We start from the raw sequence: 22,315 nt of genomic DNA, 5'->3' as shown, positions 1-22,315 counted from the left end.
GCTTCATGCCGCTTTCGGGCGTGTTTTCATCCGCGCTTACGGGCCGCCTTCCAGCGCTTGCCTCGGCGCTCGCCCTCGCGGCGGCGCTCGCGGGCTGCGCCTCGCCCGCCAGCCGCTTCTACACGCTGAGCCCGACCGGCGACGCGGCGCGCACCCAGCCCGCCGCCGCGGCGAACGGCAACCCGGCGTGGCTGATCGAACTCGCGCCCGTCGACGTGCCGCCGCAAGTCGCGAAGACGCAGTTCGTCGTGCAAACCGACGCCGCGCAGGTGCGCGTGCTCGAACAGGAACGCTGGGCGTCGATGCCCGGCGACGAAATCCGCCGCGCGCTCTCGGTCGACCTCACGCAGCGGCTGAACACGATCGACGTGTACGGCTCGCCGCATCCCGACGGCGTGCCGGTCTATCGCGTGAGCGTGAACGTGCAGCGCTTCGAGTCGTGGCCCGGATCGCACGCGTTGATCGACGCGGTCTGGAGCGTGCGTTCGCTCGACTCGCAGACGGTCATGACCTGCCGCACGGTGCTCGATGAACCCGTGGGCGCGGGTTATGACGCGCTGGTGGCCGGGCATCGCGACGCTGTCGGCGCGCTGTCGCAATCCATCGCGAGCGGTCTGCGCGCACTCGCGGCCGGACCGGGACACGCCAGGCCGGTGCGTTGTCCGTTGGACGCGCAGCGCCAGGGCTAACCCTCCCGCCGCTAGCGCATCGACAGCAATGAATTGAACCAATGAATCGGGCCGAGCGCCGCGTCAGAACCGCCGCAGCGCTCGCCCGCCCGTCCGAAATGCATTTCAGGACTCTTATGGATCTTGGCGTTGCCAGCCTCACTGGGCAGCATGACGCTCTCCGGCGCTTTTTACGCCGATTCAAGGTTGCCGCGATCGCAACCCTGATCGCCACCTGCGGCGGCTGCATCGCCCAAACGCCGACGTCAATCTATGTGACCGGAAAAACGATCGAGACGAATCGCGTATGCATCGTCATGCGGCAGACTTCGTACTCCAACGAACTGGTCAGGGTGATTCAGACCGCGCTGCGCGACGAAGGCATTCTCAGCGCGCTCTATAGCCCCGGCACCGAACCCGCCGAATGCAAAACCGTGCTGGACTATTCCGTCTCGATTGCCCTGACCGGCGACGACCCCACCGCCATTGCGAATCAATACTGGGAATCGGTCGATCTCGATGTGTTCCAGAACCACAAGTTTGTCGCCAACGGCCATTTTGACGCGCATGGCTGGAGAAGCCATGCACTGGCGACGCGGATGGTCTCGGCGATGGTGAAAAGCCTGGTGAGACCGGTAAAGGACGGTAGCGTCTGAGCGTCCACCCCGTTCCGGCTCCCCGATAAGTCCCAAAGCGCCTCAGATCTTGACCGCGCTCACGGTTGGCTTCGCGCAGTCGCGCTTCAATGACTGGCCTATAACTTTACGAGGGCCAGACAACCATGAAGCCGACGAAACAACCGACGGAACAGCGGACGAAACAGCGGACGAAACAGCCGACAAACCAACGGACCACAAAGCGCATTCTCCTGGCGGCCGCACTCGGCGCCGCTGCGCTGACAACACAGGCGCAGGCACCGGCACAGGACGCACTGCAACTGCGCGATCTGCGCGGCGTGGTCGACGCAGGCGGCGTGACGGGCTACATCACCGGCACCGCAACCAACGTCACGCGCGCGCGCATCGACACCGCCACCATCACGATCAACCTGCTCGACGGACAAGGCCGGATCATCGGTTCGGCTAGCGCGGCAGGCGGCGGCATTGCGCCGGGCCAGAGCTGGATCTTCCTCGCGCCCACATCGGTGCCCTACGAGCAATCGGTCGTCGCGATGATCAAGACCTCGTAGCACGCCGCGCGCGATCTTCAAACGCGCGCAGCAAAGCGTCAAGCCATCGACCATCGAGACCTGCGCGAAGCGTGCCTTCGCCAAACCGGGGGCGGGTCCGCGCCGCGAGTGGCTTCGCAGGCGCATGGCGATGGCGGCGCGCACAAATCGAGCGATAATCGGCGCAACCCGGCAACCCGCTGCAACTACGCCCCCGCAGCGGAACACCGCCGGCTCATCCGCCCGCACGCCCGATCATGAAACCGCACCACCGCGCCATCGCCACGGCGCTATTCGCCGCCGCGCTGTTCGGCGCGGCCACGCCGCTCGCCAAGGCGCTGCTCGGCGCGATGCCGCCGTTCATGGTCGCGGGCCTGTTCTATCTCGGCAGCGGCGCGGGCCTCGCGACCGCCATGCTGATACGGCGTCTGCGCCGCGCCGCCAGCGCCCCGCACGCCCGGCAGGAACATGCGCCGCTGCGCCTCGCCGAACTGCCGTGGCTCGCGGGCGCGATCGCGGCGGGCGGCGTGGCCGGTCCCGCGCTGCTGATGCTCGGCCTCGTCAGCACGCCCGCCGCCACCAGTTCGCTGCTGCTCAATCTCGAAGGCGTGCTCACGGCGCTGATCGCGTGGGTGTGCTTTCGCGAAAACTTCGATACGCAGATCGCGCTCGGCATGGCCGCCATCGTCGCGGGCGGCGTGCTGCTGTCGTGGAACGGATCGGCCGCCGGCACTGCCAGTGCGCCCGGCGTGGCCCCCGGCGCGCTGTTCGTCGCGGCGGCCTGCCTGTGCTGGGCCATCGACAACAATCTGACCCGCAAGGTCTCCGCCAACGACGCGATGACCATCGCCTGCATCAAGGGCCTGGTGGCCGGGCCGGTGAATCTGGGCGTCGCGCTATGGCTCGGCGCGCACTGGCCCGACGCCGCGCGCATCGCGGGCGCGATGGTCGTGGGGTTCGCGGGCTACGGCGTGAGTCTCGTGCTGTTCGTGGTGGCGCTGCGCCACCTCGGCTCGGCGCGCACGGGCGCGTATTTTTCGGTGGCGCCGCTGTTCGGTGTGGCGTTGTCGCTGCTGATCTGGCCCGAGCGCCCCGCCTTGACGTTCTGGCTCGCGCTCGCGCTGATGGCGCTCGGCGTGTGGCTGCACGTGCGCGAGCGTCACGAGCACGAACACACGCACGAGGCGCTCGATCACACGCATCGGCATCGTCACGACGAGCATCATCAGCACGAGCACGATTTCGACTGGGACGGCACCGAGCCGCACACGCACGCGCACCGGCATCTGCCGCTCACGCATACGCACGCGCATTTTCCCGACGTGCATCATCGGCATTCGCATTGAGCGTGTGCGCCTGAGCGCGCGCGCAAAGCGGCATCGATAGCGATTTTCCCCGGCATCGTGGTCCGGCGCGCGCGCTGGATGACGCTGCGATGCCCGCCTCGTAAAAGACGAAGGAGACAGCGCGATGACTTCCCTTTACCGCGATATTCCGCTGGAAACCACCGCCGAACGCGCCTGGGAGATGTTGCGCGACTCGCGCCAACTGGCGCGCGTCTTTGCTGGCGTGCTGACCGACGCTCGCGTGGACGGCGACGTGCGCACCGTGACCTTCGCGAACGGCGCGGTGGTGCAGGAGCGCATCGTCACGATCGACGAGGCGCGCATGCGCGTGGCTTACGCGGTAATCGGGCCGAATTTCGAGCAGCATGCGGCGTCGATGCAGATCGTGCCGGACGCCGATGGTCGCTGCCGTTTCGTGTGGATCTGCGACTTTCTGCCGGAGGAACGGCGCGCCGTCGTCGAGCCGTTGATGGATGCGGGATGCGCAGCGGCCGCGCGGAATCTGGCCGGTTAGCGCGGTGCTTTAGCGCGGCGTGGCGGTATCTTCGGCGGTCTCCTCGACGGCCGTCTCGCCCGACGTGTCGAATCCCCAATCGCCATAGTCGAGCCAGTCGTCGCCGAGCAGCTCGACGGGATGCTGCGTGCGGCTCGAACCGTTGCCGCAACTGAGCGACGCGGCGGGACAATACCGGTCGCAGCCCCAGCAGACGCGCTCGGGATGCGACGGATGCAGCGGAAATTTCCTGGCCATGACGGTGCGTGAAACGATTCAGACGACAATAAAATCAATATAGGCCGCCGACAAAACCACTCCAGAGGCGCATTGCCGCAGTAAGCTCAGGCCGATTCCACCCTGAATAACGAGATTCAAAACGAGCGTGGAACATCGCCGCGTCACGCCTGCCCGATTGGCCGTGGCATGGCGGGACTGGCAGTTAGTTGCGATTTGACGTCGATCACTTCGCCGCCCAGACCACGTCGCCATCGACCGAATAGAGGCGGCAGCCCTCGTGGCCGTTGCCGCATTGCACCAGCGCCTCGCTGATCGCATCGACGCCCGATGCCTCGCCCCACGCGCCGTCCGGCGCGATGGCGAACGCGCGCGGACGGATCGCCGCCAGATACTGCGCATACGCGCGCCGCCCTTGCGGCTGCAGATACGGCACCGCGCCGACGTTTTGCAGCGCCGCGAAGTTCGTGCGCGGCGGCGCGTCCGGTTGGCGCGGCCACACCACGGTCTTGTCGATCGCATAGATCTGGCAGTACTGCGACGTCTGCCAGCAGCGCGCCAGCGCCGTGCGCGCGGGATCGAAACCGCCCGACGCCCAGATCGCATCGGTGCTGCCGATCGCCAGCGCGCGCGGCAGCGGCGCCGCCAGAAAGCCGACGTAAATCTTCGCCTTCTGCTGCGCGCTCAGGAACGGCACCGCGGCCAGATCGTCGAGCGACGCATAGCCGCTCGGCCGCGGCGCCGCGCGCGGCAGATACTCGGGCGCGACTTCGCGGCCCGGCATGCCGATGGCCGTGAGAAACGCATCGGCCTTTTCGACCCACAGCGGCAGGCCCGCGCCCGAAGCCGTCATCGCGTGCGCGTCTTTCTGGAACGCGCCGTAATCGACGAGTTCGGCACGCGCGCCCGCCGCCGTGTAGCGGCTGTACATGCCGTGCCAGGTCGCGCTCGAAAAGATCTGGTCGTTGTCGCCGTAGAACCAGATCGACGGCAGCCGCGTGCGCGCGCCGAGTTCGCCCGCGCCGGCGACGAGGCTCGCGTCGGGCTGGCGGCAATCGCTCTCCTTCACGCCGCCCGCGAAATTGAGCAGCCCTTTCACATCGGGCGGATTCTGCGCGCCGAACACCAGCGTGTTCCAGCCGCCCATGCTCTTGCCCGCGACGACGACGCGCGTGGCGTCCACGCCCGGCAGCGTCTCGACGACGTCGAGCACCTTGCGGATATCGCGCGCGGCATCGCCGCCGATCGCGAGCACGTCGCAGCCGTGCGGCACCATATGGCCGCCCGATTGCGCAAAGCCGCGCATCATCGGCATGGCGACGGCGTAGCCGCGCGACAGGAAGTACCACGGGATAAATTGATCGGCCACGCGCGGCGCGTTGGGCGGGTCGTCCGACGCGCCGTGATTGACGAGCGCAAGCGGGAACGGCCCGCCGCGCGCGGGCATGTAGACGGTCACTTCGAGCGTCACGCGCGGCGACGCCTGCACCGGCACGCGCAGGATCCTTTCGTTGAGCGGCGCGGCGGGCTCGACGTCCGGGTCGTCGGTGGGCAACGCGGCGCGCGCCAGCGTCGCAAGAAAAACGAAAGCAACCAGGACGAAGAGGACAACGAGGACAAGAAAAACCGGAAGCTTCAGGCGTGACGTCATGGAGCGGCGTGGGTCGGGAGTTCGCTGCGCGCGGCCGCGCCGACTTCACTATCCCCGGCTTCACCGCCGGACAGTCCGCGCACCGCCACGCCATGCTCTACGGCACGTTCTCGGAAAACTTGAGCGCGCTGGCCAAGATGGTTTCAGTGCGCGAATCGCATCGCCGGGAAGCATCGCCGGGAAGCATCGCCGGGAAGCAGCCGCCTGCCGCCCGGCGATTTATTTCGGCATCCCGATTATTGTTCGATCGTCCGCTTCGGTCGACGCACTGCGCGAATCTTGCCGCTCGGGCCGCCGCCGCAGAAAAAGCGCTCGCCGTCATCCGATTCGAGCCCGGAGACGGCCGTCCCCTCGGGCATGTCGATCTGTTCGAGCACCTCGCCCGTGCGCGCATCGATATGGCGCAGGCCGCTTTCGTCGCCTTCCCAGGTGCCGTGCCAAAGCTCGCCATCCACCCACGTCACGCCCGTCACGAAGCGGCTCGACTCCAGCGTGCGCAGCACCGCGCCCGTCTGCGGATCGACCTGATGAATCTTGCGCTCGCGATATTCGCCGACCCAGAGCGTGCCGTCCGCCCAGGCGAGCCCCGAATCGCCACCGCCGCCGGGCGCGGGGATCGTCGCCAGCACGCGGCCCGTTTGCGGATCGATCTTCTGGATGCGGTCTTCGGCGATCTGGAACAGGTGTTGGCCGTCGAAGGCCGTGCCCGCATGCGCGGGCACCTCGATCGCGCGCTGCGTCTGGCCGCTTTGCGGATCGAGCGACTGAATCCGGTCGCCGACCGCGAACCAGACCTGCTGGCCGTCCCACGTGAGGCCGTGGACCTTGTCGATGCCCTCGAACGGCCCATATTCGCGGACGATCTCGGCGCGGGAACGCTTCATGTTGCCTCCTTGCGGTTCGATTGCGATGCGGTTTCGATGCGGTTTCGATGCGGTTTCGATGCGGTTGCGATTCGATTGCGATGCGATTTCGATTCCGGTTCGCTTGCGATGCAAAACGTGCGCGGCGGCGAAGCCCGCACACCAGCGATGCGCACAGCTTAATCGCCCGGCAACGGCGCTGGGAGTAACAAGGTCGTCGCGAATCCCGGCAGCGGCGGCATGGTCCAGCGCCGCGCGCGCCCTTCGCCGAACGACTGCACCTTGTGCGCCGCCGCGAGCGCGTCGAGCGCGCGCTGCACGGTGCGCTGACTCGCGCCCAGCGCCAGCGCGAGCGCCGAACTCGACCACGACTCGCCATCGGCGAGCAGCGCCAGCACGGCCGCGTGTTTTTCTTCGACGGGACGCGCCAGCACGGCCACCTCGGCGGCCTCGCGCGGCGCGAGCGCGAAACCCTGCTGCGTCGCGGCAAACGTCGCGAGCGGACGCAGCAGCGCGCGCAGCCGCCCGATCTCGACGCGCAGACGCGCTCGGTGCGTTTCATCGGCGTGCTTCGTGCGGAAGGCGCGCGCGATCAGCGCATCGCGCGGCACGTCGCCGGGCCAGGCTTCGGCGAGCGCGCGCGCCAGCACGAACAGCACCGGGCGGCGCGCGAGCGCGACCACAACCGCGCCGTGGCGCACGACGTGACGACAGGCATCCACGACGAGCACGTCCGACGCGAGCAGCGCCTCGACATCGTCGAGCCGCAGCGGACGGATTTCGCCGCGCTCGATCAGCCGCGCGGCGGGCGCGCCCAGCAACTGCGCGGCGCTCTCGACTTCGGCGCTCAACGACGCGATGCGCGCCTCGCGGGCGGCCTCGGCCGCCTCGGCGAGCGCCACGCGCGCCGCGCCGGTCTGAATCTGCCGCATCGCAATACCCGCGACGATCAGCGCATGCGTGGCGCGCATCGCGGCGGGCAGGCGCTGCGGATTCATCGCGTCGATCCGGCGCGCGGCCTCGTCGATCTGGCCGATCAGCAGCAGGCGGCGAATGCCGAGGTAACGCGCGTGCGCGGCGTTGAGGACGTCGCCGTGCGCATCGAGCGCCGTTCGCGCCGCGTCGAGCGCGCCCTCCTCCCAGCCGAGATCGCGTGAGGCGAGCGCGATTTCCGCCTGCGCGACCACGCAGCGCGCGCGGGCCACGGCCTCGCGCGGACCGAAGGCGCGCGCCGCGTCGCGCAGCAGCGTCTTCGCGCGCGCGAGGTCGCCGAGCTGCGCCATGGCGATGCCGCGCAGCGCCAGCGCGGGCGCGTCGTCGCGCAAGGCCACGCGGTTGAGCGCGCCGAGCGGATCACCGGCCGCGAGCGCGCGCGCCGCCGCCGTGATCAGCGAATCCATGCTCATGGGAATCCCGCCACACTTGTCACTCCCCACCGCCCGTGGTCCAGACCTAATCTAACACGGCACTTCCGCTCATTCGCTCGCTGCGTCGCTGCATCGGCGCGGCAAACCACAGGAGGACTGAACAATGGCCACGAACCCGACCCAGCCGACTCACCCGACCCACCCCACCGCCAGCCGCGACGCCTGGCTCGCCGCGCGTCTCGATCTGCTCGAAGCCGAAAAGGCGCTCACGCGCCAGAGCGACGCCCTCGCGCGGCAACGCCAGGCGCTGCCGTGGGTGCGCGTCGACAAGACCTACAGCTTCGATACCGAAGCCGGTCAGGCGAGTCTCGCCGATCTGTTCGCGGGACGCTCGCAACTGCTCGTCTATCACTTCATGTTCGGCCCCGATTACGCGGCGGGCTGCCCGTCGTGCTCGTCGATCGCGGACGGCATCGAAGGCGCGGCCACGCATCTCGCCCACCACGACGTGATGCTGATGGCGGTCTCGCGCGCGCCGCTCGCGAAACTGCTGGCCTATCGTGCGCGCATGGGCTGGACGTTTCCGTGGGCGTCGTCGAACGGCAACGCCTTCAATTACGACTTCAACGTCGCGTTCACCGAAGCCCAGCAGCGCGACGGCGCGATCGAATACAACTACGCGCAGCAGGGCCACGCGATGGACCTGACGCCGCCGCCCGAACCCGTCGCGCAGTTCGCGGCGAGCTGCGGCACCGACGCCGCCACCTACACGCGCGACCGTCCCGGACTCAGCGCGTTCGTGCTCGAAGACGGCGTGATCTATCACACCTACTCGACCTACGCACGCGGCCTCGACGGCGTGTGGAGCATGTATCAATGGCTCGACCGCGCGCCGAAGGGACGCAACGAGACCGGCGTGTGGTGGCACCGTCACGACGAATACGCGAAGGCGTGAGCGCGTCATGAACGGCATCGGCGAACGGCTCGCGGCGCCCGTTTCCAGGCGCTGGCGCATCTTCATCGTCTCGTCGGCGTGGCTCGCGGCGAGCAAAGCGATGAACAGCGTGCAGCCCGCCTCGTTCGGCGCGATGGGCGGCATGCCGATGCCGGGCGGCTGGATGCTCTCGCACGTCTGGACGCCGACGTGCGGACACACCTGGCTCGACGCCGCCGTCACGTTCGCCGCGATGTGGCTCGCGATGACGATGGCGATGATGCTGCCATCGCTCGCGCCTGCGCTCTATCGCCATGCGCTTGCGACCTATGCAACGCGCGCCACGCGCTTAATGCGTGCGCCGTCGCTCGCGCTGCTGGTGGGCGCGGGCTATTTCGGCGTGTGGCTGCTCGCGGGCTTGCTGCTGTTTCCATGCGGCGCGGCATGCGTCGCGCTCGCGCTGCACGTACCCGCCCTCGCACGCGCGACGCCAGGGATCGCCGCTTGCATCGTGATCATCGCGGGCGCGCTGCAATTCACACGCTGGAAAATGCACGCGCTGATGTGCTGCCGGATCGAGGCGCATGGCGAGCGCATCGAACATGACGTCAAGTTCGTCTCTTCAATTTCGTTAGTTGCATTAACTTCGTTAGTTGCATTAACAACATGGACGGCGTTGCGCGACGGCACGCGTTTGGGCCTGCATTGCGTGGTGTGTTGCGCGAACTGGATGGCTGCGTTGATCGCCATCGGCATGATGAATCCGCACGCGATGCTCTGCGTGACGGCCGCTATCACCGCCGAACGCGTGCTGCCAAATCAGAGACTTATCGCACGCGCGACCGGTGGCGTTTGCCTCGCTTGGGGCGCGTGGATGATCGCGCGCGCGGCCATCGTTTAACGCATCACGCAAAGCGATGCACATCACGCTGGCGGCAAGCGTGACGAACCGCTAACATCATCGCCTTTTCGTATTTCGGCGCTCGCGCATTTGCCCGATGAAGGCCCCGCTTCTAACCGCCCTCGCGCTCGCTTCGGGCAACACCGTGACGTGGCTGCTCGGCTTGCGCGTCGTCGGCGCGACCGACTGGCTGCCTGGCTGGTATCGGCTGCATCATTGGGGCGATACGACCGTGGTCGTGCTCGCCACGCTCTCGCTCTATCTGATGAGCCGCGCGTCGCTCAAGGCTTATGCCGTGCATTGCCTCGCGCTGTTTCTGCTGTGGGAGATTCCCACCGTGCTTTACGGCGTCGAGCGACTCGCCGGGCCGCCCGTGCCCGACGCCGTGCATGCGCAGATCGCGCCGTTCATCGCGGGCTGCCTGCTGTTGCTAACGGCCGCGTCGGCCATCGGCGCGGCCAATTATGTTGCGCCGCGCCGTAAAACACGGCGTAAAAGATAACCTCGAGATAACCGCGCGATAACCTCGCGATAACGTCGCGCCCGCGCCTCCCGACGGCGATTCACGTCATACTGACGCCTCCATCCGCCCGAGGACCGCACGCGATGACCACGACGCCGACGAACCCCTCCGCCCGCATCGACGAACTGATCGCCGGCATCGACGACTGGCGCGGCGCCACGCTCGCCGCCGTGCGCCAATGCATGCGCGAAGCCGACCCGGCCATCGTCGAGGAATGGAAGTGGATGGGCAGCCCGACGTGGTCGTGCGACGGACTCATCGCCGTCGCGAACGCACATAAGGGCAAGGTCAAGGTGACGTTCGCGCACGGCGCGGGCCTGGCCGATCCCGATGCACTGTTTAACGCGGGACTCGAAGGCAACGCGCGCCGCGCCATCGACTATGCCGAAGGCGACAAGGTCGATGCCCGCGCGCTCAAGCGGCTCGTGCGCGCCGCGATCGACTACAACCGCGCGCATTTGAAGAAGAACGCAAAGACAAAGTCCGCGTGAACGCATCACGCGGCACCGTTCGCGCGCCGGAAGTCGCTCACGCGATCGCCTTCCCCGCCTCCACATCCGCGAGCCGATCCACGGGCACGCGGTACCGCCGCGCCGTGAGATCCGCGACGATCGACAACGCGATCTCGGGCGGCGTGCTGCCGCCGAGATACAAGCCGACCGGCGCGCGCAACGCATCGAGCGCGGCGTCCGTCACGCCGAACAGTTGCAGACGCTCGCGACGCGCCGCGCTATTGCGCCGCGAACCGATCGCGCCGACATAGAACGCGGGCGTCATCAACGCTTCCATCAGCGCGAGGTCGTCGAGCTTCGGATCGTGCGTAAGCGCGATCACGGCCATGCGCGCGTCGGGGCGCATCGCGAGCACGGTGTCGTCGGGCATCGTGCGCACGCGCGCCACGCCCGCCACGCGCCAGTCGTCGAGATACGATTCGCGCGGATCGCAGACCGTCACCGCATAGCCGAGCGGCAAGGCCATCGTCGCCACGTATTCGCTCAACTGTCCCGCGCCGATCAGCAGCAGGCGCCACGACGGACCGTGCACCGTGGTGAGACGTTCGCCGTCGAAGCTGAAGGCATCCGCCTGTGTTGGCGAGTGAGCGTGCGACTGCACGCGCACGAGCGTCACCGCGCCGCTGCGCAGATCGAGCGTGCGGCGCACGAGCTGTCCTTCGCGCAGCGCGTCGAGCAGCGCATCGAGACGGCTATGCGCGCCGAGCGTTTCGCACGCGAGGCGCATCGTGCCGCCGCAAGGCAAGCCGAAGCGATGCGCTTCGTCGGCGCTCAGGCCGTACTCGAGCGTTGACGCGCGCGTGCGCGGCGGACCTTGCGCGCGCAGGCGCTCGACGAGATCGTCCTCGATGCAGCCGCCCGAGACCGAGCCGACGAGATGGCCGTCGTCGCGCAAGGCCATCAGCGAGCCGAGCGGACGCGGCGACGAACCCCACGTGCGCACCACCGTGTAGAGCCACGCCGCGCGCCCCGCCGCCAGCCAGCGCGCCGCCGTTTCCAGCACTTCGCGATCCGCGTCCTGCAGGTTCACGTTGCCTCCGTTTCGCTCCGTTTGCTCCGTTGTGCGCCGTTTTGAATCGGTTGGCGCTGCAAGCTCAATGCGTCTGCGCCCGCACGCGCGCCGACGCGCTCTCCAGATCGCGCCACGCAGGTTCGTCCGGCGCATAACGCGCGCGGATATAGCCCGCGAGTTCGGCCATCTGGCGGTCGTCGAAACTGTCCTTGAAGCCGGGCATGTAGCCGAGCCCCGCCGTGGCGGGCTGGTCGATGCCGTTCATCAGCACGTGCAGCAGATTGTCGGGGCTCGCCTGGCTCACACTCGTGTTCAGCCCCATCAGCGGACGCACGCCGAAATGGCCGACGCCGCCCGATTGCGCGTGACACACCGCGCACGCGGCTTCGAACATGCGCTGGCCGTTCTGGAAGCCGAGCGCGGTGAGCGTGTCGGCGTTCGCGCCCGCCGCGCGCGTGGCGGCGGCGTGCGCGGCGTCGGCCGCTTCGACCGGCGGCGAGAGCGAAGCGATGTAATGCGCGATCGCGCGCACGTCCGATTCGGGCAAGTCGGCGAGACCCGCGACCACGGGCGCCATCGGCCCCGCCGCCACGCCGTGCTCCGGCGAGAAACCCGTGCGCAGATAGGCGAACAGCGCGTCCTCGGTCCATGGCACGGGCGCAGCGCCTTTGCCATCCTTGCTGGTTTTGCCCGCGTGCGCGGCCAGCAGCGAAGGTGCGTCCCAACCTTCGGCGCTGCCGCCCGTGAGGTAGGCGAAGCCGCCCTTCTCCGCGCCGAGCGCGTTGCGCGGCGTGTGGCACGCGCCGCAATGGCCCGCGCCATCGACGAGATATTTGCCGCGATTCCAGAGCGCCGAGCGTTGCGGATCGGGCGCGTACTGGGCGTCGTCGTGGAAAATCCAGTTCCAGCCCGCGACGAGGCGGCGCTGATTCATCGGAAACGGCAGCTTCGTTTCGGGCGCGGCCTGCTTCACGGCCGGTTGCGACATGAGCCATGCGTAGAGCGACATCATGTCGGCGTCGCTCATGCGCGCGAACGACGTGTACGGAAACGCGGGATACAGATGACGGCCGTCGCGCGCAATGCCCTGACGCATCGCGCGCGCGAACGCTTCATAAGTCCATGCGCCGATGCCGGTCTCGCGGTCGGGCGTGATATTGGTCGACCAGACCGTGCCGAACGGCGTCTCCAGCGCGAAGCCGCCCGCGTTGGTCGCGCCGCCCGGCGCGGTGTGGCAGACGGCGCAATCGCCCGCGATGGCGATCTGCCGGCCGCGTTCGAGCATCGCGGCGCTCCATGCCGAGGCGTCCGCGTTCGCGCCCGCGGGCAGCGGCGCAATGGGCGCGGGGCCAGGCAGCATCGAGCATGCGAGGCCGATCAGCCCGCCCGCCACGCCGCCGATGCCGCCGCCCGCGAGCCAGCGTTTCCAGCGCGAGGGACGACGCTGCGCGGCGGGCGCATCGAGCGCGACGGCCGGACCGGCTTGCGCGAAAGCGCGGCGCAGCGTCTCGGGATCGAACGGCGGCGCGCGAAAGCGCACGCCGGTTGCGTCGTAGAGCGCATTGGCGATGGCGGCGGCCGCAGGCGCGCTCATCCGATCGATACGATTTTCGTCTTGATCGTTGCGGCCTTGAATCGATACGGATTCCGAATTACCTGGCCATTCGATCAGGTCGTGCGAGACCGCCGCTTGATTGCTTGAAGGCGCGCCGGTTTCGTCGTGCGTCGCGCGTGCGATGCGACGTACGCCGGTTGCGCGCGCGATAGCCTCTTCGATCTGCCACGCGGGCATGCCCGTGAGCGCGCTTTGATCCGGCGTGCCCGCGCCTTGACCGGCCACCACGCGGCGCACGGCAATATCGCCGGTCTCGCGGTTCACGTCGAGATCGACGACCCATGCGGACCAGCTTGCAACTTGCGTCACCGGTTGTGCCGATGCGCTTTTATCTGCGTAATCGAGTGCGGGCGCTGAACGCGGCGCGTCGTCGGCATGACTTTCGCCATCGAACGCGAACCCGCGACCACGCACCCACGGCGACGCGGGTTCGGCGGCGGGCGCAACCGGCGCGCCCCACGCGGCACGCTCGCTGACCATGCGGATCACCTCGCGCGCCCCGGCGTCGCGGCTCGCGTCGAGATGATCGAGACGCAGCGCGACCGCATCGCGGCGCACGTCATGCGCAATTTCGTCGATGAACGATTCGCGCGCGAACGCATGCGCCTGAGCGGGAATCGCGCGCGCGGGATCGTCGACGGCGACGCTGGCCTGAACATGGCGATACAGCAGCGGCGGCATGGCCGCTTTTTGTGCATCGGCGGATTCAGCCTCTGCGTCGAGACGCGCGCGGTAATGCCACTTCGTCATCGTGCCATCCGCCGCGAGACGGGCTTCGACGGCCAGTTGCGCATCGGCATCGCGTCCGTGAGCGGGCCACGCGTAATCGGCGCGACGCAGCGTGCCGGGTTCGTGCGCGGTCGCGTCTGTATTCAGAGCGGTCAGCGCGGCGTCGGCGCGAACACGCAGCCCTTGCGGATCGTCCTCGCTCATCGCGCCTCGCTTCCCTGCTGGCGTTGCTGCTCCTGCTGCAGATACAGCGCCGCGCGCTTCACGGCGCGCACGATTTCCAGATGCGTGCCGCAGCGGCACAGATTGAAGCGCAGCGCGTCGCGTATCGCTTCTTCATCGGGCGACGGATTGCGCGCGAGCAGCGCCGTCGCGCTCATGATCATGCCGTTGAGGCAATAGCCGCACTGCGCCGCCTGCTCGTCGATGAAAGCGCGCTGCACCGGATGCAGCGCGTCGAGCGTGCCGAGTCCTTCGAGCGTCGTCACCTCGCGTTCGCGCGCCGCCGCGACCGGCACCACGCACGAACGCGTCGGCTGGCCATCGACGAGCACCGTGCACGCGCCGCACTGGCCCAGACCGCAGCCGTACTTCGGCCCATTGAGTTCGCAGTCGTTGCGCAGGATATAGAGCAGCGGCGTGTCGGGCGTGGCGCCCTCGATGGTGCGCGTCGTGCCGTTCACGCTGAGCGTGAGCGGCCCCGCGTGGGAAGCGGAATGCAACATGAACTGACTCGAATTGAAGGTAAACACCGGCCGCATCGTGCATGACGGCTTGCGGCCCTGCGCGGCGTTCGACGAACGCGCGCACAAAACCGCCGCACAAGACCTTATAACCCGCCGAAATTCGACGCGCACGCGCATTCGCGCGTGCGTGCGCAGCGCTGTTATGCCGTGGCGGCCTCGCTGGCCCTCTGCGCGTGCTTCGCTTGCGGCGAAACGAGCGGCGTGTTGAACACGTCATACGCGAACACCCACGCCGGATCTTCGTTCGTGCGCAGCCACGTATTGTTGTGCGAGACCAGTTGCACCTTCGACGCGCGCTCGGCCCGGTTCGCTTCATACAGCGCGAACGCGCCCGCGTAATCGGTCGTACCCACTTCGTCGAGACAGCGCGTGAGCATCGCCGCGTCCTCGATCGCCATCGCCGCGCCCTGCGCCATATGCGGCTTCATCGGATGGCAGGCGTCGCCGAGCAGCACGAGACGGCCACGGCTCCAGAGCGGCAGCGGATCGCGTTCGAGCAGCGGCCACTTGGTGATCGACGGCGACACGTTGATGAGGTTCAGCACGTCCGGGTGATAGCCCGCGAACGCCTCGCGCATTTCCTCGCGGCTGCTCTCCATCATCGAGACGCCCGTGGGCCACTCGGCTTGCGGCACGCCCGTCACGTAGTAGTACTCGTCGCGCTTCTCGGTCACGTAGTAGACCATCATGTGACGATCTTCCGACCACCACTTCACGCACATATCGTACGGACGATTGCCGAGCAGCGAAGCCGGAAACACCGCGCGATGCGCGACATAACCCGTATAGCGCGGCGGCTCCGCGCCCAGCAGATGTTCGCGGATCTTCGAGTTCACGCCGTCCGCGCCAATCACGATATCGGCGGTTTCCACGCTGCCGTCGGCGAACGTCAGGCGCACTTCGCTGCCCGTGTCCTCCACCGCGCTCAGGCACTTGCCGAACGCGATCGTGCCCGGCGCAACGGCGTCGGTCATGAGCTTGTGGAAGTCGCCGCGATGCACGGTCAGGTAGCTCGCGCCGTAGGTCTTGAGCGCGTAGTCGCCGAGCGGAATCTGCGCAATCGCTTCGGCCGTCTGCCAGTCGCGGCTGTACCAGTAATCGGGGTGCGAGCCCATGACGTTGAGCGCGTCCTCGCAGCCGATGCGGCGCATGATTTTCATGACGTTCGGCCCGAGGTGGATGCCCGCGCCGAGACGCGAAAACGCGGGCGCCTGCTCGTAGAGGCGGACGTCGTGGCCGCGGCGCTGCATCAGCGCGGCGGCTGCCACGCCGCCAAGGCCTGCGCCGATGATGGCGATACGGGGTTTGCTCATGATTTCTCCAGGTCGTGCGCCCTCGCGGCAAACGCGCCGCCGGGCCGGGTTGAGTTCGAGGTCTGCCGAAGTGAAATGTAGCGTACACATTAGAAAATAAATCGGCAAGCACAAACTTTTCCTCTGCATATCCCGCACGTTTACAGCACAAAATCGCTATATATGAAGCGACTCGCGCAGACGATTAATTTTCCACGTTGCACATTTAAAACGTACACACTAGACTTTGCCCAGATTTCGACGACGCCTGCGCCAGGCGGGTCTCGTCGCCGCCCAACTGCAATGGAGTGAGCGTCATGAGCAAGACTTACCGCATCGGCCAGATCGTGCCGAGTTCGAACACCACGATGGAAACCGAGATTCCGGCGATGCTGCGTCTGCGCGAAGCGATCCGCCCCGAACGCTTCACGTTCCATTCGAGCCGCATGCGCATGAAGAAGGTCGTCAAGGAAGAACTCGCCGCGATGGACGCCGAATCGGACCGCTGCGCCGTCGAACTCTCCGACGCGCGCGTCGACGTGCTCGGCTATGCGTGCCTCGTCGCCATCATGGCGATGGGCCGCGGCTATCACCGCGTTTCGCAGGCGCGCCTCACGAAGCACACGGCCGAAAACGGCGCGGCCGCGCCGGTGCTCACGAGCGCGGGCGCGCTCGTCGACGCGCTCAAGGTGATCGGCGCGAAGCGCATCGTGGTGGTCGCGCCGTACATGAAGCCGCTCACGGAACTCGTGGTCGATTACATCCGCCACGAAGGCTATGAAGTGCTCGACTGGCGCGCGCTGGAGATTCCCGACAATCTCGAAGTCGGCCGCCACGATCCCGCGCGTCTGCCCGAGATCGTCAAGACGCTCAATTACGCCGACGCCGATGCGATCGTGCTGTCCGCCTGCGTGCAGATGCCGTCGCTGGCCGCCGTCGCGAAGGTCGAAGCGATGACCGGCAAGCCGGTGATCACCGCCGCCATCGCGACCACCTACGCGATGCTGCGCGAACTCGATCTCGAACCGATCGTGCCGGGCGCGGGCGCGCTGCTCTCGGGCGCTTATTAAGTCCAATCGATCTCAATCGATCTCAACGACCGCAATCGATCCGTCAAGCAACCGGAGCCCCTCATGTCCAGCACGTTTCTCTACGGCGCGAACGTTCACGCGAACGGCATCCGCCAGCACTATCTGCGCTACGGCGGCAATGATCGCGCGCGCGCCGCGCGGCCCGCGGTCATCGTCATTCCCGGCATCACGAGTCCGGCGATCACGTGGGGCTTCGTCGGCGAGGTGTTCGGCGCGGCGTTCGACACCTATGTGATCGACGTGCGCGGACGCGGTCTTTCCGAAGCGTCGGCCACGCTCGATTACAGCGTCGATGCGCAAGCCGCCGACGTGGTCGCGCTCGCCGCCGCGCTCGGCCTCGAACGCTATGCGCTGGTCGGTCATTCGATGGGCGCGCGCATCGCGGCCCGCGCGGCGCTGCGTGCGGATCGCGCGCTCGAATCGGTGGTGCTGGTCGATCCGCCGGTCTCCGGCCCGGGACGCCGCGAGTATCCGGGCAAGCTGCCGTGGTACGTCGATTCGATGGCGCTCGCGCGTCAGGGCATCGACGCCGAAGGCATGCGCGCGTTCTGCCCCACGTGGACCGACGAGGAATTGCGTCTGCGTGCCGAATGGCTGCACACCTGCGATGAGCGCGCCGTGCTCGCTTCATACGAAGGCTTCCATACCGACGACTTCCACGCGGACGCCGCGCAACTGACGCTGCCCGCGCTGCTCATCACCGCCGAACGCGGCGACGTGGTGCGCGACGAAGACGTGGCAGAACTGCAGCGCGCCACGCCTGCGATGCAGCACGTGCGCGTGCCCGACGCGGGCCACATGATTCCGTGGGACAACGCCGCCGGTTTCTACGCGGCGTTCGGCGATTTTCTCGGCGCGCCGCTCGCGCAAAACGCCGACGTCAACACGGCCGTCACGGCTTGATTCGCAACGCTCACCGGAGAACTCACGATGCCCGTCAGCGACCATCAATTGATCGAAGCGTGGAAAGAAGTGCTCACGCTCTCGCGCCTCGAAGCCGGCCAGACCGTCACGATCCTCACGAGCGTGGCCACGCATCCGCAAACGCTCGCGTGTGCGCTGATCGCCACGCAGTCGATGGGCGCGATCGTCAACCGGCTCGACCTGCCGCCCGTCAATGGCGAAAAAGCCTTTAGCCGCGACTCGCTCGCGTGGCTCGGCACCACGCCGCTTACGGGCAATCACGCGGCCATCGCGGCGCTCAAGGCCAGCGATCTCGTGCTCGATCTCATGACGCTGCTCTTTTCGCCCGAGCAGCACGACATCCTCAAGTCGGGCACGAAGATCCTGCTCGCGGTCGAGCCGCCCGAAGTGCTCGCGCGCCTCGTGCCCACGCGCGAAGACCGCGAGCGCGTGCTGGCCGCCGCGAGCAAGATTAGCGCAGCGCGCGAGATGCGCGTGAGTTCGCCCGCGGGCACGGCGCTCGTCTGCCCGCTCGGCGAATTCGGGCCGACCGCCGAATACGGTTTCGTCGACGAACCGGGCCGCTGGGATCACTGGCCGAGCGGTTTCGCGCTCACGTATCCCGACGACCGCACCGCGCACGGCACCATCGTGATCGATCGCGGCGACATCCTGCTGCCGCAAAAGCGCTATGTGACGGAGCCGATCGTGCTGACCGTCGAAGGCGGCTACGCGACGAAGATCGAAGGCGGCGTCGATGCCGCGCTGCTGCGCGACTACATGGAAACGTTCGCCGATCCCGAGGGCTATGCGATCTCGCACATCGGCTGGGGATTGCAGCCGCGCGCGCGCTGGTCCACGCTCGGGCTCTACGATCGCGAGGCGACCATCGGCATGGACGCGCGCGCGTTCGAAGGCAACTTCCTGTTCTCGCTCGGACCGAACAACGAAGGCGGCGGCTCGCGCACCACGACCTGCCATATCGACATTCCGCTGCGCAACTGCACCGTCAAGCTCGACGACGACACCGTCGTGCGCGACGGGCGCGTCGTGCGCTGAGCGCCGCTTCTAAGCGCCGTTTCTGAGCACACCTCCATTCGCAGGACATTCGCAGGACATTCGCACATGAACGATCACGCACATCACAGCGATCACGCCGAAGCCGCCGTCTACCGCCAGCAAGGCTTCGGCACGCCGCTGCCCGTGAAGGGCAACATCGGCCTGCTCATCATCGACTTCGTGGTGGGTTTCGCGGATCCGAAGACCTTCGGCGGCGGCAACATCGCGCCCGCCATCGCCCGCACGCAGCAGGCGCTCGCCCTCGCGCGCGAACACGGCTGGCCGGTCGCGCACAGCCGCATCGTCTACGCGGCCGACGGCAGCGACGACAACGTGTTCTCGCTGAAAGTGCCGGGCATGGCCACGCTCACCGAGGATCATCCGAACAGCGCGATCGTGCCCGAACTCACGCCCGCGCGCGGCGAACTCGTGGTGCGCAAGACCGTGCCGTCGGCGTTCTTCGGCACGCAGCTTGCGCCGTGGCTTTCGCAACGCGCGGTGCAGACGCTGCTGGTCGCGGGCGCGGTGACGAGCGGCTGCGTGCGCGCGAGCGTCGTCGATGCGATGTCGCATGGTTTTCGTCCGCTCGTGCTCTCCGACTGCGTGGGCGACCGCGCGATCGAGCCGCACAACGCCAACCTCTTCGACATGCAGCAGAAGTACGCCGCCGTGATGCCGCTCGACGACGCCATCGCCGCAATCGAAGCCGCGCCCCGCTGAGCGCAACCTTCGCGCGTTGTTCGTCGTTGCGCCTCGTTGTTGCGCCTCGTTGCTGGGCCCATTGTTTGACGCGCGTTTTTTGTCGGCTTAACGTCAGGCGAACGCGCGCGCACGGGCGACAGGCGAACCCGGCCACCTCACACGCCCGCCCGCCGCGCCGCCACAGGAACTCTCTGCCGTGAACCGCTCCGAACTGCTCGCGCGCGCGGGCTGCCTCACCGTCGTGCGTCAGCCCGCGCCGCCCGTCAAGCCCGCGCCCGGCCAGCCGGGCAGCCTCTCGTCGTTCGTGCCCGAGGTGCCGGAAGTGTTCGTCGCCGTGCTCGACGACGGCCGCATTCTCGCGTTCAACGGCCACGTCGATCTGGGCACGGGCATTCGCACCTCGCTCGCGCAGATCGTCGCCGAGGAACTCGACGTGCCTGCCGCGCGCGTATCGATGCAACTCGGTCACACTGCCGCGACGCCGAACCAGGGGCCGACCATTGCGAGCGCCTCGATCCAGATTTCGGCCACGCCGCTGCGTTGCGCGGCGGCGCAGGCGCGCCATGCGCTGCTCGAACTCGCGGCCCGGCATTTCGACGCCGATATCGACGCACTCGCCACCGATAACGCCGACGTCTTTTTCAAGGATGCGGATCACGACGCGCGCCGCGTGAGCTTCGCGCAACTCGTGGCGAACCAGCGCATCGCGCTCGATCTCGATCTCAAGGCCGTGGTGAAGGACCCGTCGACGTATCGCGTGATCGGCAAGTCGTCGCCGCGCGTGGATATTCCCGCGAAGGCCACGGGCGCGCTGACCTTCGTGCACGACATGCGCGTGCCCGGCATGCTGCACGGCCGCGTGGTGCGTCCGCCTTATCGCGGCATCGATAGCGGCGCGTTCGTCGGCAAGCTGCTCGATAGCGTCGATCGCGAATCGGTTGCGCATGTGCCGGGGCTGCGCGCCGTGGTCGTGCACGGCGATTTCGTCGGCGTGGTGTGCGAACGCGAGGAACAGGCGATGCGCGCCGCGCGCGAATTGCGCGTGACGTGGAAGCCGCTGCCCGCGCTGCCTTCGCTCGACGATCCCGGCGCGGCCATCCTCGCCGCGCCCGCCGTGCGCCGCCCGCTGCTCGAAGAAGGCGACGTCGAGGCCGCGCGCGCCGCGCCCGACGCTCTCACGCTCACACGCACCTACGTCTGGCCGTATCAGATGCACGGTTCGATCGGGCCGTCGTGCGCGCTCGCCGATTATCGCGAGCCGGGCGCAGGACGCATCACCGTGTGGTCGGGCACGCAGAATCCGGTCTCGCTGCGCTACGACCTCGCGACGCTCGCGGGCCGCGACGAAGCCGACATCGACATCGTGCGCATGGAGGCCGCGGGCTGCTATGGCCGCAATTGCGCCGACGATGTCTGCGGCGACGCGCTGCTGCTCTCGCGCGCCGTGCAGGCGCCCGTGCGCGTGCAACTCACGCGCGCCGACGAGCATGCGTGGGAGCCGAAGGGCACGGGCCAGGTGGTCGAGGTCACGGGCACGGTGTCGCGCGATGGGCGCATGACGGGCTATGACTTCCGCACGCGCTATCCGTCGAACGATGCGCCGTTGCTGGCCGCACTGCTCACGGGCGTGGTGGCGAGCGAGCCGCGCGTGTTCGAAATGGGCGACCGCACCGCCGTCTCGCCCTATGTGAGTGAGAACCGGCGTTTCGTCTGCGAGGATCTCGCGCCGCTCGTGCGGTCGTCGTGGTTTCGCGGCGTCTCCGCGCTGCCGAATTCGTTCGCGCACGATGCATTCGCCGACGAACTCGCGGCGCAAGCGGGCGTCGATCCGCTCGACTTCCGCCTGCGTCATCTGCAAGATGAGCGCGCCGCCGAGTTGCTCGAAGCGGTCGCGCAACGCGCGGGCTGGAGATCGCGCACGAAAGGCAGCGCAACGGCAAATGAAGACGAACGCGACGAGCGATATGCACGCGGACGCGGCATCGCCTACGCGCGCTACGTGCATAGCCGCTTTCCGGGCTTCGGCGCGGCGTGGTCCGCGTGGGCGGTCGATCTCGTGGTCGATCGCGTGACCGGCGAGGTGCGCGTGGAGCGCATCACCGTGGGCCAGGACACGGGCACGATGGTGAATCCCGACGGCGTGCGTCATCAGATCCACGGCAACGTGATTCAGGTGTTGAGCCGCTCGCTGAAGGAGCGCGTGCGTTTCGCCGACGGCAAGGTGGCGAGCCGCGAATGGGGCAGCTACCCCATCCTGACCTTCCCCGAACTGCCCGCCGTGGACGTCGTGCTGATGCCGCGCCAGGGCGAGCCGCCGATGGGCGCAGGCGAATCGGCTTCGGTGCCGGGACCGGCCGCGCTCGCGAATGCGATTTTCGATGCGACCGGCGTGCGCTTTTACGCGCCGCCCTTCACGCCCGACACGATCCGCGAAGGCTTGCGCGCGGCGGGCAGATTGCTCGACGCGCGCCACGCGGAAGCGGCTGGGGCCGCCCGCTAGCGG

General features: G+C 67.9%; 22 protein-coding genes. 14 read left to right on the top strand and 8 right to left on the bottom strand.

Going from position 1 to position 22,315, the window contains the following annotated elements; genetic code table 11:
- Positions 1-5 precede the first annotated feature (5 nt).
- From U4Y88_RS17900 to U4Y88_RS17880, 5 genes are all read left to right on the top strand, one after another.
- Positions 6-689, top strand: coding sequence for a PqiC family protein (locus U4Y88_RS17900; RefSeq protein ID WP_321785499.1), 684 nt, complete (start codon positions 6-8; stop codon positions 687-689).
- A 41-nt stretch (positions 690-730) separates the two neighbouring features.
- Positions 731-1,324 (top strand): hypothetical protein, encoded by a 594-nt coding sequence (locus U4Y88_RS17895; RefSeq protein WP_321785452.1) that lies wholly within the window; start codon positions 731-733, stop codon positions 1,322-1,324.
- A gap of 125 nt (positions 1,325-1,449) precedes the next feature.
- Positions 1,450-1,857 (top strand): FxLYD domain-containing protein, encoded by a 408-nt coding sequence (locus tag U4Y88_RS17890; protein ID WP_321785450.1) that lies wholly within the window; start codon positions 1,450-1,452, stop codon positions 1,855-1,857.
- Positions 1,858-2,093: 236 nt separating this feature from the next.
- Complete coding sequence (locus U4Y88_RS17885) at positions 2,094-3,182, top strand: DMT family transporter (RefSeq protein WP_321785449.1); 1,089 nt, start codon at positions 2,094-2,096, stop codon at positions 3,180-3,182.
- A 124-nt stretch (positions 3,183-3,306) separates the two neighbouring features.
- Complete coding sequence (locus U4Y88_RS17880; protein ID WP_321785447.1) at positions 3,307-3,696, top strand: SRPBCC family protein; 390 nt, start codon at positions 3,307-3,309, stop codon at positions 3,694-3,696.
- 9 nt (positions 3,697-3,705) lie between these two features.
- Here U4Y88_RS17880 and U4Y88_RS17875 read toward each other — a convergent pair whose 3' ends face one another.
- The 4 genes from U4Y88_RS17875 to U4Y88_RS17860 all read right to left on the bottom strand — a co-directional run bounded on the left by U4Y88_RS17875 (position 3,706) and on the right by U4Y88_RS17860 (position 7,826).
- A complete protein-coding gene (locus tag U4Y88_RS17875) occupies positions 3,706-3,933 on the bottom strand; it encodes a DUF3079 domain-containing protein (RefSeq protein ID WP_321785445.1) in 228 nt (75 codons plus the stop codon).
- Positions 3,934-4,138: 205 nt separating this feature from the next.
- The gene (locus U4Y88_RS17870; protein WP_321785443.1) at positions 4,139-5,467 is read right to left on the bottom strand and encodes a dienelactone hydrolase family protein; all 1,329 of its coding nucleotides are present in this window, start codon (positions 5,465-5,467) and stop codon (positions 4,139-4,141) included.
- A 332-nt stretch (positions 5,468-5,799) separates the two neighbouring features.
- Positions 5,800-6,447 carry a glutamine cyclotransferase gene (locus U4Y88_RS17865; protein WP_321785441.1) on the bottom strand — a complete coding sequence of 216 codons (648 nt, stop codon included), beginning with the start codon at positions 6,445-6,447 and terminating at the stop codon, positions 5,800-5,802.
- 158 nt (positions 6,448-6,605) lie between these two features.
- Positions 6,606-7,826, bottom strand: a complete 1,221-nt coding sequence (locus U4Y88_RS17860; protein ID WP_321785497.1) for a helix-turn-helix domain-containing protein — start codon at positions 7,824-7,826, stop codon at positions 6,606-6,608.
- A 130-nt stretch (positions 7,827-7,956) separates the two neighbouring features.
- Here U4Y88_RS17860 and U4Y88_RS17855 point away from each other — a divergent pair, with 130 nt between their 5' ends.
- The 4 genes from U4Y88_RS17855 (at position 7,957) to U4Y88_RS17840 (ending at position 10,642) form a co-directional block, all read left to right on the top strand.
- Positions 7,957-8,748 carry a DUF899 domain-containing protein gene (locus U4Y88_RS17855; RefSeq protein WP_321785439.1) on the top strand — a complete coding sequence of 264 codons (792 nt, stop codon included), beginning with the start codon at positions 7,957-7,959 and terminating at the stop codon, positions 8,746-8,748.
- Positions 8,749-8,755: 7 nt separating this feature from the next.
- Positions 8,756-9,628, top strand: a complete 873-nt coding sequence (locus tag U4Y88_RS17850) for a DUF2182 domain-containing protein (RefSeq protein ID WP_321785437.1) — start codon at positions 8,756-8,758, stop codon at positions 9,626-9,628.
- A gap of 97 nt (positions 9,629-9,725) precedes the next feature.
- On the top strand, positions 9,726-10,130 hold the full coding sequence (locus U4Y88_RS17845) for a hypothetical protein (RefSeq protein ID WP_321785435.1): 405 nt from the start codon (positions 9,726-9,728) through the stop codon (positions 10,128-10,130).
- 104 nt (positions 10,131-10,234) lie between these two features.
- Positions 10,235-10,642: a DUF1801 domain-containing protein gene (locus U4Y88_RS17840; protein WP_321785433.1), complete on the top strand. Its 408-nt coding sequence runs from the start codon at positions 10,235-10,237 to the stop codon at positions 10,640-10,642.
- A gap of 37 nt (positions 10,643-10,679) precedes the next feature.
- On the opposite strand, the gene U4Y88_RS17835 is transcribed toward U4Y88_RS17840, so the two are convergent.
- The 4 genes from U4Y88_RS17835 to U4Y88_RS17820 form a co-directional block, all read right to left on the bottom strand.
- Positions 10,680-11,687 carry an XdhC family protein gene (locus U4Y88_RS17835; protein ID WP_321785495.1) on the bottom strand — a complete coding sequence of 336 codons (1,008 nt, stop codon included), beginning with the start codon at positions 11,685-11,687 and terminating at the stop codon, positions 10,680-10,682.
- 70 nt (positions 11,688-11,757) lie between these two features.
- On the bottom strand, positions 11,758-14,223 hold the full coding sequence (locus U4Y88_RS17830) for a cytochrome c (RefSeq protein ID WP_321785431.1): 2,466 nt from the start codon (positions 14,221-14,223) through the stop codon (positions 11,758-11,760).
- A complete protein-coding gene (locus U4Y88_RS17825; RefSeq protein ID WP_321785429.1) occupies positions 14,220-14,744 on the bottom strand; it encodes a (2Fe-2S)-binding protein in 525 nt (174 codons plus the stop codon). The genes U4Y88_RS17830 and U4Y88_RS17825 overlap by 4 nt, the downstream gene beginning before the upstream one ends.
- 161 nt (positions 14,745-14,905) lie before the next feature.
- Positions 14,906-16,078, bottom strand: a complete 1,173-nt coding sequence (locus U4Y88_RS17820) for an FAD-dependent monooxygenase (RefSeq protein WP_321785427.1) — start codon at positions 16,076-16,078, stop codon at positions 14,906-14,908.
- Between the two features lie 296 nt (positions 16,079-16,374).
- Between U4Y88_RS17820 and U4Y88_RS17815 the strand changes: the two genes are divergently transcribed.
- The 5 genes from U4Y88_RS17815 (at position 16,375) to U4Y88_RS17795 (ending at position 22,312) form a co-directional block, all read left to right on the top strand.
- Positions 16,375-17,127, top strand: a complete 753-nt coding sequence (locus U4Y88_RS17815) for an Asp/Glu racemase (protein WP_183715497.1) — start codon at positions 16,375-16,377, stop codon at positions 17,125-17,127.
- 63 nt (positions 17,128-17,190) lie between these two features.
- Positions 17,191-18,051, top strand: a complete 861-nt coding sequence (locus U4Y88_RS17810; RefSeq protein WP_321785425.1) for an alpha/beta hydrolase — start codon at positions 17,191-17,193, stop codon at positions 18,049-18,051.
- A gap of 27 nt (positions 18,052-18,078) precedes the next feature.
- On the top strand, positions 18,079-19,110 hold the full coding sequence (locus U4Y88_RS17805) for a 2,5-dihydroxypyridine 5,6-dioxygenase (RefSeq protein WP_224009787.1): 1,032 nt from the start codon (positions 18,079-18,081) through the stop codon (positions 19,108-19,110).
- A gap of 66 nt (positions 19,111-19,176) precedes the next feature.
- A complete protein-coding gene (locus U4Y88_RS17800; RefSeq protein WP_224009785.1) occupies positions 19,177-19,830 on the top strand; it encodes an isochorismatase family protein in 654 nt (217 codons plus the stop codon).
- Positions 19,831-20,008: 178 nt separating this feature from the next.
- Positions 20,009-22,312 (top strand): xanthine dehydrogenase family protein molybdopterin-binding subunit, encoded by a 2,304-nt coding sequence (locus U4Y88_RS17795; RefSeq protein WP_321785423.1) that lies wholly within the window; start codon positions 20,009-20,011, stop codon positions 22,310-22,312.
- The last annotated feature ends 3 nt before the right edge of the window (positions 22,313-22,315 follow it).

It is taken from the genome of Paraburkholderia sp. J94, assembly GCF_905220285.1.
Taxonomy (GTDB): domain Bacteria; phylum Pseudomonadota; class Gammaproteobacteria; order Burkholderiales; family Burkholderiaceae; genus Paraburkholderia; species Paraburkholderia tropica_A.
This window is presented reverse-complemented; position numbering and strand designations above follow the sequence as displayed.